We start from the raw sequence: 12,542 nt of genomic DNA on the forward strand, positions 1-12,542 counted from the left end.
GGGCCATGTTCGACACTCCTGTCGACACGTGGTACCTAACTATCGGCGTCGCGCTGGCAAGTCTGGCGTTTTTCGGCGTCGCCACTGAACTCCCGTCGCACGCCCCGCCCGACGCGTCCGGAGCGGCCGACACCGTCGACGCCCTCGCCGCGTCGGACACGTCGGGAACGGCCGAACACCCGATATCTGCCGACCGTGTTCTCCTCGGGCCGTTCAGGATCGCTTTACGCGGAGACGGTGGCACCACCCGTGCGACGTTCACGCACGGGCCCGTGGCTCCAGTGTCCGACGGGTCGAAACTACAGGAGGTGTTACGTGGGGCCGACCCGTCGAAGGTGTTCGTCACACAGGCCGCCTTCAGAGGGGAGGTCGCCGAGAGCAGGAGTCGGGAGGCGACGTGGGAGAGCGCCGACGACCGAATCATCGTCAGAAACGTCACCTGGAGGGGTCTCCATGTCACACTGGTCGGCGCGTAGGGCCCAGACGGAACCGCTGGCCGTCCTCGCTGCGTTGTTCGTCGTCGGCACCGGTCTCGCTTTGTACGCCGGTGCAGTCGACACGACGTTGGGCGTCGAAGAGGACCGTGGCGCCGATCCGACGCTTCGTCGAGTGTGGAACGCCGTCTCGGAGGCTGGCGTACTCGCACCGGCGAACCTCTCGGACGGCCTCGACGCTGCCCCAGACGGTCGGGAGATCCGGATCACCGTGACGGGCGGGGCATCAGTGTCGACGCAGAACAGAACTGACTCGGCCGGCGAAGACGAAGGCGAGATCTGGACTGCTGGCCCCGAAGCCCCGCCGGACGCGGTGTCGGCGTCACGGAGCGCGAGCGTTCGCGTCGGGCCGGGTCGGATCCGGGCTGGTCGCCTCCGCGTGGAGGTGTGGTCGTGACCGACCGCGGCGTCAGTACGGTCGTCGACGCGGTGCTTTGCCTGTTGCTCGTCAGCGGTGCTGTCGCGACGCTCGCCTACGTGCCGGCGGACACCGACCCGTCGCGTCCGGACACCGCCGACGAGACGGCCGACGTTGTCGGATCGAGCACAGCGCGAGTAGACTACACGCTCGCGACCCCGAACGGAGACGTAGAACGGTCCACACAGGGAACACTCGCCGAACTCCTCGCCGATGCGGCGGTGGCGAACATGACCGTCTATGGTCACCAACTTTCGGACGATAGCGACGCGTTCGAGCGAGAGGTGACCGCCGTCGTCGAAAGCGCAGTCGCCCGCCCGAACGTCTCAGTCACGGTCCGGGCGACGTGGGAACCGTACCCGAATTCGCCGGTAAAGGGAACGGTGACTGCCGGCGACGTGCCACCGCCGAACGCGGACGTCCACGTCGCGACGCTCACGGTTCCGTCCGATTCATCTACTAACCGGAACGATGCCGTCAGAGCGGCGAGCGACGGGTTCCGAGGAGTTGCTCGCGTGACGGCACGCGGCGTCGTCGGTGCGCTGTTCCCGCCGGAGGAAGCGTCGGTGTCGTTACAGGACCCCCAGACGAAGCGAGCGACAGCGGAACGGTACCGCCGCGCAGCGACGCTGTTCGACTCACGAGTAGACAATGACGACCCGGAACAGGTCCGGCGCACGAACGAGCGCCTCACCGCTGCGCTGGTCGACCGGACGGTCGGTGATTTCACCGATCAGTTCGACACGCCGCAGTCGGCCGCGGAGGCCGTTTCGGTGGGTGAAGTACGAATCGTCGTCAGGACGTGGGAGCGATGAGACTGGCCGAAGACCGACGTGGCCGCGTTCCGTTCGCGCTGATCGGCGTTCTGTTGCTGGTCAGCAGTGCGACACTCGCCGTAACGATGACGAACCGGGACCGGGGACACTCCGATATCGACGCCGCCGCAGCACTCGATCGCGGAGACGCCGCCACCCAGACCGTTATCAGGGATTCAGTTGCCGATGCGAGCAGACGCGCGGCAGCTAACCCCGTCGTAACGCCAGCCAATACGACGTACGGCCGCGTTCTGAACGACTCCACGCCGTTTCGCGACTACCTCAGAATACGGATCTATCGGACGGTGAACTCCCGTCTCGACACCGTCGACGAACGCGTTCGAAGCGTCGATGTCCGGGCGTCGCTCCCGCCAGTGACCGATGCAAGCACGCTCAGGGAAGCCAAGCGGCGCGTCTCAGTCGAGCGCGACGGGGAAGGGCGACTCGACGTCGTTATCGATGGTGTCACGCTCGTCGCCGAGCGCGACGGCCAAGAGATATCGAGCAGGGTGCGTTCAATCCGAGTGACGGTGCCGACGCCTGCGCTGTTGCTTCACGACAGAGTCGAGCGGTATCAGACCCAACTGAATCGAGGGGCGCTCGACGGGACTGGGTTCGGACGGCGCGTCACTGCGAGGCTCTACGCCATGACCTGGGCCCGCGGGTACGCCCAGTACGGCGGCGGTCCGATCGGTAACGTCCTCGCAAACCGACACGTCGAACTCGCGGCGAACGGCGCGGCGCTGCAGACCCAGCGGGACGTATTCGGACGCACGGATCCGATGGGGCGGGTCGGTCTCGCACGCGGTACGGCGCGGGTCGGAATCACCGATGCTCTGGTTGGAACCGATACGGGGGGCAAAGAGTGGGTGAACTACGTTCTCGGAGAGGGGGACCCGCCGAACAGTTCCATCGCCGGCCAGGTCGACAACGCGTCGAACCGACTGTCCCCGTCTACGGCGATGACCGTCGGCGTGAACCGGACGGCCGACGTAGCGATGTACGACCTGCTAACAGGCACCAGCGGCCCGGATATCGGGACTGTACTCGATGAGAGTTACACGGCAGAGACACGCCTCACGACGATGGTCGACACCACGTACGCGGATGTTCGGCCGCGGACGGAGCCCCGCGGGGAGGGGTGGCAGCTCAACGGTACGTCGACCGAAACGACGTACGACGTCGAAACCGGCCGTGCCGACGCGCCGAACGTGGCGGACGGTTGGCACGAACTGATGACGTACCGGAAGGTAGTGGCCGAGCGCCACGTCGCTCACCGCGAGTGGACGCGCGACAACGAGACGAGAACGACCGTCGACCGGTGGACGACGCGTCATCGCGTCGGACTTCGGGTCGTCGGAACACACGCTGCCGGTGGTCGGGTGCCGGACCGCCCGATCGCTGCCGTCCACGAACGCGGCGGCGCACTGAACGGCCCTAACCTGGGATCCGTTGCGAGACAGGGAGTGGAGCGGCTCGTAACTGATAGCGGCGGTGCGAACGACCTAGCGATAGCGGCTGTCGAGAACGAAGGCGTCGAAACGGGCACCGCTGTCGTCGGCGATAAACCGCCTGGTCTGGGCGACTGGGTGTACGACGACCTGCGGAGCCTTCGCGACCGGATCAGCAACGTCACCGTCACTGTCGAACGAGGGGCGCTCGGCACGCGAGCGAACCCCTCCGGGGATCTCGCCGCGGAACTCCGATCGCGGCGTTCCGACCTCGTCGACGCGCCGAACCGGTACGACGGGGTCGCCGACAGGGCGCGGGTGGCGGCACGCGCCGCGTACGTCGACCGTACAATAGAACTGCTCGACCGACAGGCGGACGCCATCGACGAGACGCAAGGCGAGTTCAACGACGTGCTGGACAAACTGGGTTCTGTGACTGGCGACCGCCTCGACGACCTGATCGCTGCCCGAGAATCGGTCACACGCCCCGGTCGGCATCTCGTTTCGTCGGACGGCGGGGCGATGACGGTGCGCGTCGACGGCGCGCCGTCGTATCTCACGGTCGAATCTATCGACGACGAACGCATACCGGCGATCCGACAGGACGGGTCCTACCACGCATTGGCCGTCCGGAACAAGAACGCGGTGACGCTCCCGTACGACGAGATCGGTGACCGGATCGCCGAGCAGTTCGTCGACGATACGACGCGCGTCAGCCTTCGGACCGCCGCACGGACGCTCCACGAGACGAACCGTGCCCTCGCCGCCGTCGACGACGAGGAACTGAGGGCCCAGCGTGACGACCTCAGAGACGCCGTCGAAACCGCACTGGGGAACGTCACGGACGAAACGGTGGCGGAACTGACGGCGGCAACCTCGCTGGACGAGGAAGCGAGTCGTGAGGTCGTCACGGGCGGCTACGACGAGTGGAATTCGACGGCGACGCTCGCGCTGGCGGTGACGAACGGGTCGGCCGCAAGACCGGTGGCCGACGCCGCCGCTGACCGGACTGCGACGCCTGACAGCGCCGCCTGGGCGGACCGGATCCGTACGCGCCTCGACGTGACGATGACGGACGCGACAGCGGAAACAGCCGTAAGGCCACCGGAAGGCCCGGTTCGGGACACCGCCGATGCGCTCCGTGAGACGGTCCGAACCCGGATCAGCGACGCCGCGAGTCGCGGCCTCGAATCGGCATCCGACCGCGTCGCGGACCGTCTCTCGCGGGCACGCGGAGCGGTCCCGTCGGGCGTCCCGGTCACGCCGATCCCGGGATTCTGGTACGCGACAGCGAACGCCTGGCAGGTCGACATCTCCGGACGGTACGCTCGCTTTACCGTCCGGACCGGTCGCGACGCACCGACCGCGCCCGGCGGCACCGTCGCGTACTCGCGAGACGGGTCGAAAGTTTCAGTCGATGTCGACAACGACGGGCGGCGCGAGCGTCTCGGGCAGTCGACGAGAGTGAACTTCAGCGCGGCGACGACTGTTCTCGTCGTCGTTCCTCCAGGCGGGAGCGGGGTCGGCGACGTGGACGGCGGGCGCGTCGAAGAATCTCCGGGATGGCCGAACGCAGGACACAACGCCACCGCGATGTGATAACCACTTGTACGGTGATCGCCTATCATCGGGCATGTTCTACGAGCAACGGATGGACGTCGACGGACTGACGCCGACGGACCTCCGGGCGGAGTACGAGTCTGACCTCGCCGGCGTCATCGAGACAGCCGGCGTCGACAGCATCGAAGCGGAGACCGCAGTCGAGCGCGCGACCCTGCAGGCGCTCGCAGACGGCGAGTCACCGTCACTGTCGCTGGAGGAGGCGTCAGCGATACTGGCGTTCGCGGACGACGCGCCTGACGCCGAGACCGTCCGGGAAATAGCCTGCGAGCATCTCCTGCTGGGGATGACGACGGGCGTGATGGACGTTGATGCTGTCTCCCGGGGACTGACGTTAGAGCTCGATCCGAAAGAGATCCAGCAGAAGATAGAGCGAAGAGCGCCGATGAGCTTCGAGGAGTTCGTCCACATCCAGCACGTCATCGCGAGCAACCAGCGATAGCGTCAGTTCGGCCGAACCATCCACACAGCAAAGCGATGAGGCCGTCGTGAACCGGCTCTGCAAGTTCGACCGTTCGCCGCGGTCGAGCAGTCGTAGCTTCTACGTATCGGGGCGCGAACTGTCACGCATGAAGGTCGCGATCCTCGGATGCGGATACGTCGGCCTCGAACTCGGTAGACAGTTGCGCGACTCGGGCCACGACGTCCTCGGCGTCAGACGGTCGGACCACGGCATCGACGCGGTCCGCGCGGCGGAACTGGACGCCGTTCAGGCGGACGTCACCGACGCCGGATCGCTCGAACGCGTCCCCGACGTGGACGCGCTCGTCTTCGCGGCGAGTTCCGGCGGTCGGGGCGCGGACGCGGCGCGCCGGGTGTACGTCGACGGGCTCCGAACGGCGATCAAGACGTTCGGCGAGCGACGACAGTCGCCCGAAAGGCTAGTGTACACCTCCTCCACCGGCGTGTACGGCGACCACGGCGGCGACTGGGTCGACGAAACGACGCCGCTCGACCCGACGACGGAGAAGACGAGAGTGCTGGTCGAGGCCGAGCGGATCGCCCGCGAGTTCGCCGACGAGTACGGGATCGACGGAACTGTCGCTCGGTTCGCGGGTCTGTACGGCCCGAACCGGTATCGACTCCGCCGCTACGTCGAGGGGCCGGTGACGGAGGGGTTTCTGAACATGGTCCACCGCGATGACGCCGCGGGCGCGGTTCGACATCTCCTGACGGAAGACCTGGCGCGGGGCGATGCCGTCGTCGTCGTCGACGACGAACCGGTCTCGAAATGGGAGTTCGCGGACTGGCTCGCGACGGAATGCGGCGTCGACCGCCCGGCGAAGCGAACCAAAGCGGAGCGATTGGCCGAGGACGACCTCTCCGAAACCGTTCGACGGCGACTGCAAACGAGCAAACGGTGTTCGAACGACAGGCTCCATGGTCTCGGGTACACGTTCGCGTATCCGACCTTCAGGGAGGGGTACCGGAACGCGGTCGAAACTTACCGGAAGGAGCAACTGTAGGGGAAAGTTCTTGGTCATTCATAAAGAGCCAGAAGATATGAGGTCGCTGAGAGGAAGGCCGTCCGCTCTGCAGGTCGAAGCCGTTCAGGGGTGGGTGGATTCGCTGAGCACGGTCGAACTCGCCCTGATCGCGGTGGGCGTCCTCGTTGCACTGATCGTTGTCGGGTTCGCTATCTCGTGGCTTCGACGGACGCCCGCGGAACGGTTCAAGCGCGCGCTGGCGGACCGCGACCACGTGTCGGTACTGATGCATCCGAATCCGGACCCGGACGCGATGTCGTCCGCGATGGCTGTGGCAGATCTCGCGGACGTGGTCGACACCGAAGCGACGCTGCAGTATCCCGGCGAGATCCGCCATCAGGAGAACCGCGCGTTCCAGACCGTTCTGGAACTCGACTTCGAACGCGTCGAACGCGCCGGCGACATCGCCAGCGACGACGTCGTTCTGGTCGACCACAACGCCCCGCGCGGGTTCGACGGGTCGTCGGCGATCGAACCGTTCGCCGTCATCGACCACCACCCGGGGAACGGCACCGGGGACGAGTTCACCGACGTCCGAACCGACTACGGGGCCTGTGCCACGATACTGGCCGAGTACTTCGAGATGCTCGAAGCGGAGACGAACCCCGATAACGGCGAGAGCGACGCGGACATAGAGGTCTCCGAGCAGTTAGCAACTGGACTTCTCTACGGGGTCCAGTCCGACACGAACCATCTGACGAAGGGGTGTTCTGCGGCCGAATTCGACGCCTGCGCGTACCTCTACCCGGGCGTCGACCAGGGGGTTCTGGACCGTATCGCGAACCCGCAGGTCAGTGCCGACGTGCTGGAGACGAAAGCCCGCGCCATCTACGACCGCGAGGTCCGACGGTCGTTCGCCGTCTGTGACGTGGGCGAGGTCCCGGTCGTCGACGCTATTCCGCAGGCGGCGGACGAACTAACCAGTCTGGAAGGGGTGACCGCTGTCGTCGTCTTCGGCGACCACGAAGGGACCCTCCACCTCTCGGGCCGGTCGCGGGACGACCGCGTCCACATGGGTGAGGCGCTTCGAGCGGTCGTCGATGACATCCCGATGGCAGACGCGGGCGGGCACGCCAGAATGGGTGGCGGACAGGTGTCGATCGAACACATGGCGGGGATCGGTCCGTCGGAGGGCATCTCGCGAGACGAGTTCGTCGACCGTCTGTTCGGTGCCCTCGACGGCGAAGTGTAGGCGTTCAGCCTTCGAAACCAGTGACCCTTTTCCTCGCCCGACCGTACCAGGTGACATGGCCACGGGAAACGGGACCTGGGAGTACCGGGACAGGTTCGGCGATTCGTTCGGGCGGACGTACTTCCGGCGGTACGGTGACGGCGTCGTCTCTAGCATCGGCGTGGGGACGTATCTCGGCGACCCGACCGACGACGTCGACGCCGGCTACCGGGAATCGATCGTCACTGCACTGGAGCGCGGTAGCAACGTCGTCGACACCGCGATCAACTACCGCTGTCAGCGGAGCGAACGCGTCGTCGGCCGAGCGCTCGACGACGCGGACGTCGACCGCGACGCCGTGCTCGTCGCCACCAAGGGCGGGTTCGTCCCGTTCGACGGCGAGAAACCGGTGGACCCGGGTGCGTACGTCCGGGAGGAGTACGTCGACACCGGCCTGATCGAACCGGACGAACTCGTCCGGGGGAGTCACTGCATCGCACCGATGTACCTCGACGACCAGGTGGACCGCTCGCTGGCGAATCTCGACGTGGACACGATCGACCTGTACTACGTCCACAACCCCGAGACGCAACTGCGGACGCGGTCCAGGGAGGAAGTGTACGACCAGTTGGAGTCGGCCTTCCGTCGCCTCGAACACCGGGTCGACGAGGCGGATATCGACGCGTACGGCGTCGCGACGTGGGACGCCTTTCGTGTTCCGCCGGACCACGAGAAGTACCTCTCGCTGCCGGAAGTAGTGTCCCGGGCGCGCGCCGCCGCGGACGACGCGGACAACGCCTCGACGGGGCTGCGCGCGATCCAGTTGCCGTTCAACGTCGTGATGGCCGATGCGTTCACCGTCGAGAGTCACGATTCGCCAGAAGGTCGGCAGAGCGCGCTCCAGTTCGCCCGGGAAGCGGGCCTGAACGTCTTTACGAGCGCGAGCCTCGCTCAGGGGCAACTGGCTGACGATATCCCTGAGGAGGTAGCCGATCAACTGTCCGGAGACACGACGGCCCAGCGCGCGATCAACTTTGCGCGGAGCGCACCGGGCGTCACCTGTTCGCTCGTCGGGGCGAGTTCGCCCGAACACGTCAAGGAAAACGTCGACGCCGGTACGTTCGACCCGCTCGGTGCTGACGCGTTCGACGCGGTCTTCGAGTGACCGTCGCAGTGACCGGAGGTCCGTCAGTGAGAGTTAGATAGAAGCGGTCGGAGTTTCGTCGGACCGGGACGTCCCGTCCGTCGACGGTGAATCAAGACGTTACAGTTCTTTCCACTCCCCGTCACACTCGGGACAGGACCGCACGGTCCCTATCTCGGAAGGGTCGTTTTTCGTCGTGAGGTCCTGCTCACACGCCTGGCACTTCAACCGTCCGTACGTGTCTTTGACCAGGTCACCGTCGCGAAGCGCCTTCCGAACGGATTTCATATTCGGAACGTATGTGACACCCTGTCAAAAAACCACCCCTGAACCATTCGTTTCGAAAGCCTTGAAGCGGCATCTGATGTACTCTCACTCGTGCTATCGAGCCAAGGGAAAGCCCGGTCGTTTTCGGGGCGCGGACGGCTGTTCGGGTCGCTGTGTACCATGGTGTTTCTCGTCAACATCGCCCGCGTGGTGTTCGCACCCCTCGTCGAACCGCTGCGAGCGGCGTTCGGGTTTTCCGGCGGAACTATCGGCCTCGTCGTGACGATGGCCTGGGTGGGAAGCGCCGTCCCGCGGATGCCCACCGGATACCTGCTCACGAAGGTGCCGCGCCACACGGTCGTCCTCGGATCCGGCGCGTTACTCACCGTCGCCGCCGCAGTGACCGCCGTCGCGGATTCGTTCGCGACGCTGGCCGCGGGCGCGTTGCTGATGGGGTTGACGAGCGGCGCGTACTTCATCGCCGCCAATCCGCTCGTGAGCGAACTGTTCCCCGACCGGGTCGGCCGCGCCATCGGTATTCACGGGATGTCGAGCCAACTCGCTGCCGTCAGCGCGCCGCTGGTAGTCGGCGGCGTCCTCCTTGTGACCGACTGGCGCGCCGTGTTCTGGCTCATCGGCGGCGTCGCCGCGGCGACGACCGTCGTCTTCTTCCTGATCGCTCGCCGTGCGGAGATGCCCGAGGCCGGCCGCGACGACAAGGACTTCGTCGGCGCGCTCACCCGGCAGTGGCCGATAATCCTCACCGGCGTCGCGATAATCGGCGCGACGGGGTTCGTCTGGAACGGCGTGTTCAATTTCTACGTGACGTACCTCGTCGAGGTGAAAGGGCTGTCCGAAGCGGTGGCGCGGAACGTCCTGACCGGCGTGTTCGCCGCCGGGGTGCCGGCGTTCGTCCTCACCGGTCGCGTCGCCGAGCGGGTCCCGTACGTGCCGCTGATGCTGACGATCCTCGGGGGGTTCATCGCCAGTCTATTGGCGCTGACAGCGGTCGGGTCGCTGTGGACGGTCGTCGCTGTCAGCGTGATTCTCGGCTACGTCGTCCACAGCCTCTTTCCCGCGCTCGACATCTACCTGCTCGACTCACTGCCGGACGAGAACAGGGCGAGCGCCTACGCGCTGTACAGCGGGACGATGATGCTCGTACAGGCGACCGGGAGCGCCGTCCTCGGCGCGCTGACCGACGCCGGGTTCGCCTTCGACGCGCTGTTTCGCCTGTTTTCCGTCGGCCTGTTGGCTATTCTCGTCGTCCTGTTCGGTCTGTACGTGACCGAACGGTTGCCCCGCGGTGCGTCGCCGGTGTGAGTCGTCGGCGTTTTCATCCCGTAGTCCAAGGCACGTGTGATGGAGTACGTTCAGGAGCGGGTCACGACGCTGCACGCGTTCGACGACCCGTCGCCGGCGGCACCGACCGACAGGGCCGCGGTCGTCGTACCGATGACCGACCGGGAGTACGCGGGCCTCGCCGCCGAGCGCGTGCTGTCGACGCTCTCGACGGTCGACCCCAAGCGTATCGTCGTCGCGCTACGAGCGCCCGCGGAACGCGTCCCGGAGTTCGCCGCGTGGCTGTCGTCGTTCGACGCGCCGGTCGACCTGCTGTGGTGTAACGCCCCCGCCGTCGAGGCGGTGCTAGACGACGCCGGGCTAAACGACGGGTTCGGGAAAGGCCGAGACGTGTGGCTGGCACTCGGCGTCGCGGCACGGTCCGCGGAGTACGTCACCGTCCACGACGCCGACGCGAAGAGTTACTCGGCGTCGCACGTGCCGCGCCTGCTCGCCCCGCTCTCAGACGGGTACGCGTTCTCGAAGGGGTACTACGCCCGGGTGGAGAACGACCGACTCTACGGGCGGCTGTTCCGCCTGTTCTACGCGCCGCTGGTTCGGACACTCGCCGACGCGCACGACGCCCCCGTCCTCGACTATCTCGGCGCGTTCCGGTACGCGCTGGCCGGCGAGTTTGCGCTGACTGCCGACCTCGCCCGGTCTCTGCGCCCACCGCGCGCCTGGGGGCTGGAGGTCGGGACGCTCGGCGACGCGTTCGACGCCGCCGGCTTCGAGGGCACCGCGCAGGTCGACCTGGGTCGCCACGAACACGACCACCGGGCCGTCTCGGGCCCGACCGGCCTCGCCGAGATGTCCCGACAGGTGGGGGACGCGCTGTTCCGCGTCGTCGAGGACCACGGCGTAACGCCCGACTACGACACGCTGGCCGACCGCTACCGCGACGTCGCGGCGGAGTTCGTCCGGCAGTACGCCGCGGACGCCTCGTTCAACGGCCTCTCGTACGATCCAACCGCCGAACGCGAGCAGGTCGCCGACTACGCCGACGCCGTCCGGGAACCCAGCCTGGACGACCGCCTGCCGGCGTGGTCGGAAACGGCGATAGAGCCCGGGACCGTGGCGAACGCGTCCGCTGAGGCGATAGACCGAGTTAGAGCTGAGACCCGCTGATAGGGACCTTCGACAACGTGGGGTGCTGTCCGTACTCACCGCGACGTAAAGCCCGAACGCTCATCCCGGGGTAGCCGCATACCCAGCGTATGGACCTGACGCACGACGAACTCGCCGGTATCGTCGATCTTTTCGGCGCGCTGTCTCGGGACGAACTCCTGAACGCGCTCTCGGAACTCGCCTACCGCGAGGGCAGGGAGTTCGACGAGACAGAGAGCGCAGCGGCGGTCGACGAGGCCGTCGACGGCTATCATCTCGTCGAGTACGACGACCTACTGGTCGCCGGACCGACTGCGTTTCCGACGCTTCCCGCGAACGCCGAAGACCTGCCGCACATCATGGACGTCGAGGAGCGGACGGTCGACCGCGAGGCGCTGGGCGAACGAACGCGAGAGCGACTCCGCGCGGACGCGGACGCCGCGCTCGAGGACGGCGACGGGGACCGACTGGAGACGCTGATCGACGTCAGTTACGACGTCGAGGCGTGGTCGCCGGTGTCGCTCGACGAGATGCGAGCGGACCTCGACCGGCGAGGATAAGAGGGACCGGCCACGTACTTCGGACGAACGGCTATGCAACTGGACCTGGACCGTGTCACAGAGTACACGCCGCGGGCGGTGACCGGCGAGAAGTACGACGCCGCGGTCCTCATTCCCGTCGTCGAACGCGACGGCGAGGCACACCTCCTGTTCACGAAGCGGGCCGAACACCTCGGCGAGCATCCCGGCCAGATGAGTTTCCCCGGCGGCGGCCGCGAACCCGAGGACGAGGACCTGCAGGCGACCGCGCTCCGGGAGGCCCGAGAGGAGATCGGACTGGACCCCGAGGAGACCGAAGTGCTCGGCAGGATCGACGACATCCGGACTGTCACCGAATACTCAGTGACACCGTTCGTCGCCCGGGTCCCGGACCGCGAGTACGAACCCGACGACGGCGAAGTGGCGGAGATCGCGGTCCTCAGCGTCGCCGACATGCTCGACGACGCCAACTACGACTACGAACGCCGGGAACACCCCCACTACGGCGAGGTCGTCATCCACTACTTTCGCGTCGACGGCTACACCGTCTGGGGTGCGACCGGCCGCATCGTCGTCGACTTTTTCGAACTGACCACCAACTGGCGTGCGCCGGAACGGATCGACCCGAGTTCGCGGGTCTGATCTCGTGTCCGATCCGACTCGTGGTCAATCCGGTCCGAGTTCCGAC

13 protein-coding genes are annotated in these 12,542 nt (G+C 66.6%); 12 read left to right on the forward strand and 1 reads right to left on the reverse strand.

From position 1 onward, the window contains the following. The first annotated feature begins 5 nt into the window (after window positions 1–5). The 8 genes from EYW42_RS00830 (at window position 6) to EYW42_RS00865 (ending at window position 8,621) form a co-directional block, all read left to right on the forward strand. Complete coding sequence (locus tag EYW42_RS00830; protein WP_135533361.1) at window positions 6–476, forward strand: DUF7283 family protein; 471 nt, start codon at window positions 6–8, stop codon at window positions 474–476. Beyond that, entirely contained in the window at window positions 454–891 is a 438-nt protein-coding gene (locus EYW42_RS00835) for a DUF7285 family protein (protein ID WP_135533362.1), read from the forward strand. The genes EYW42_RS00830 and EYW42_RS00835 overlap by 23 nt, the downstream gene beginning before the upstream one ends. Next, complete coding sequence (locus EYW42_RS00840) at window positions 888–1,727, forward strand: DUF7284 family protein (RefSeq protein ID WP_135533363.1); 840 nt, start codon at window positions 888–890, stop codon at window positions 1,725–1,727. Before EYW42_RS00835 ends, EYW42_RS00840 begins: the two co-directional genes overlap by 4 nt. Next, a complete protein-coding gene (locus EYW42_RS00845) occupies window positions 1,724–4,777 on the forward strand; it encodes a DUF7286 family protein (protein ID WP_135533364.1) in 3,054 nt (1,017 codons plus the stop codon). Before EYW42_RS00840 ends, EYW42_RS00845 begins: the two co-directional genes overlap by 4 nt. A 34-nt stretch (window positions 4,778–4,811) precedes the next feature. Further along, window positions 4,812–5,240 carry a DUF5791 family protein gene (locus tag EYW42_RS00850; protein WP_135533365.1) on the forward strand — a complete coding sequence of 143 codons (429 nt, stop codon included), beginning with the start codon at window positions 4,812–4,814 and terminating at the stop codon, window positions 5,238–5,240. Window positions 5,241–5,367: 127 nt separating this feature from the next. Continuing rightward, window positions 5,368–6,264 carry an SDR family oxidoreductase gene (locus tag EYW42_RS00855; RefSeq protein WP_135533366.1) on the forward strand — a complete coding sequence of 299 codons (897 nt, stop codon included), beginning with the start codon at window positions 5,368–5,370 and terminating at the stop codon, window positions 6,262–6,264. 37 nt (window positions 6,265–6,301) lie between these two features. Continuing rightward, on the forward strand, window positions 6,302–7,477 hold the full coding sequence (locus EYW42_RS00860) for a DHH family phosphoesterase (protein WP_135533367.1): 1,176 nt from the start codon (window positions 6,302–6,304) through the stop codon (window positions 7,475–7,477). Window positions 7,478–7,532: 55 nt separating this feature from the next. Beyond that, window positions 7,533–8,621 (forward strand): aldo/keto reductase, encoded by a 1,089-nt coding sequence (locus tag EYW42_RS00865; protein ID WP_135533368.1) that lies wholly within the window; start codon window positions 7,533–7,535, stop codon window positions 8,619–8,621. A 99-nt stretch (window positions 8,622–8,720) separates the two neighbouring features. Here the strand turns inward: EYW42_RS00865 and EYW42_RS19610 are convergent, their stop codons facing one another. Then, the gene (locus EYW42_RS19610; protein ID WP_168192937.1) at window positions 8,721–8,888 is read right to left on the reverse strand and encodes an HVO_0758 family zinc finger protein; all 168 of its coding nucleotides are present in this window, start codon (window positions 8,886–8,888) and stop codon (window positions 8,721–8,723) included. A 159-nt stretch (window positions 8,889–9,047) separates the two neighbouring features. Between EYW42_RS19610 and EYW42_RS00870 the strand changes: the two genes are divergently transcribed. The 4 genes from EYW42_RS00870 (at window position 9,048) to EYW42_RS00885 (ending at window position 12,496) form a co-directional block, all read left to right on the forward strand. Further along, window positions 9,048–10,190 carry an MFS transporter gene (locus tag EYW42_RS00870; protein WP_135534013.1) on the forward strand — a complete coding sequence of 381 codons (1,143 nt, stop codon included), beginning with the start codon at window positions 9,048–9,050 and terminating at the stop codon, window positions 10,188–10,190. Window positions 10,191–10,229: 39 nt separating this feature from the next. Next, window positions 10,230–11,336, forward strand: a complete 1,107-nt coding sequence (locus EYW42_RS00875; RefSeq protein WP_135533369.1) for a glycosyl transferase family 2 — start codon at window positions 10,230–10,232, stop codon at window positions 11,334–11,336. An 89-nt stretch (window positions 11,337–11,425) separates the two neighbouring features. Then, the gene (locus tag EYW42_RS00880) at window positions 11,426–11,875 is read left to right on the forward strand and encodes a DUF7109 family protein (protein ID WP_135533370.1); all 450 of its coding nucleotides are present in this window, start codon (window positions 11,426–11,428) and stop codon (window positions 11,873–11,875) included. Window positions 11,876–11,908: 33 nt separating this feature from the next. Continuing rightward, a complete protein-coding gene (locus tag EYW42_RS00885; RefSeq protein WP_135533371.1) occupies window positions 11,909–12,496 on the forward strand; it encodes an NUDIX hydrolase in 588 nt (195 codons plus the stop codon). Window positions 12,497–12,542 lie beyond the last annotated feature (46 nt).

The sequence above is a fragment of the Halostella pelagica genome (assembly GCF_004762015.1).
Classification (GTDB): domain Archaea; phylum Halobacteriota; class Halobacteria; order Halobacteriales; family Natronoarchaeaceae; genus Halostella; species Halostella pelagica.

Excerpts from the sequence above, each read along its gene's own strand:
- EYW42_RS00850 (WP_135533365.1), top strand. The coding sequence starts at position 4,812 with ATGTTCTACGAGCAACGGATGGACGTCGACGGACTGACGCCGACGGAC.
- EYW42_RS00870 (WP_135534013.1), top strand. The coding sequence starts at position 9,048 with ATGGTGTTTCTCGTCAACATCGCCCGCGTGGTGTTCGCACCCCTCGTC.
- EYW42_RS00830 (WP_135533361.1), top strand. The coding sequence starts at position 6 with ATGTTCGACACTCCTGTCGACACGTGGTACCTAACTATCGGCGTCGCG.
- EYW42_RS00885 (WP_135533371.1), top strand. The coding sequence starts at position 11,909 with ATGCAACTGGACCTGGACCGTGTCACAGAGTACACGCCGCGGGCGGTG.
- EYW42_RS00875 (WP_135533369.1), top strand. The coding sequence starts at position 10,230 with ATGGAGTACGTTCAGGAGCGGGTCACGACGCTGCACGCGTTCGACGAC.
- EYW42_RS00880 (WP_135533370.1), top strand. The coding sequence starts at position 11,426 with ATGGACCTGACGCACGACGAACTCGCCGGTATCGTCGATCTTTTCGGC.
- EYW42_RS00855 (WP_135533366.1), top strand. The coding sequence starts at position 5,368 with ATGAAGGTCGCGATCCTCGGATGCGGATACGTCGGCCTCGAACTCGGT.
- EYW42_RS00860 (WP_135533367.1), top strand. The coding sequence starts at position 6,302 with ATGAGGTCGCTGAGAGGAAGGCCGTCCGCTCTGCAGGTCGAAGCCGTT.
- EYW42_RS00845 (WP_135533364.1), top strand. The coding sequence starts at position 1,724 with ATGAGACTGGCCGAAGACCGACGTGGCCGCGTTCCGTTCGCGCTGATC.
- EYW42_RS00865 (WP_135533368.1), top strand. The coding sequence starts at position 7,533 with ATGGCCACGGGAAACGGGACCTGGGAGTACCGGGACAGGTTCGGCGAT.
- EYW42_RS19610 (WP_168192937.1), bottom strand. The coding sequence starts at position 8,888 with ATGAAATCCGTTCGGAAGGCGCTTCGCGACGGTGACCTGGTCAAAGAC.
- EYW42_RS00835 (WP_135533362.1), top strand. The coding sequence starts at position 454 with ATGTCACACTGGTCGGCGCGTAGGGCCCAGACGGAACCGCTGGCCGTC.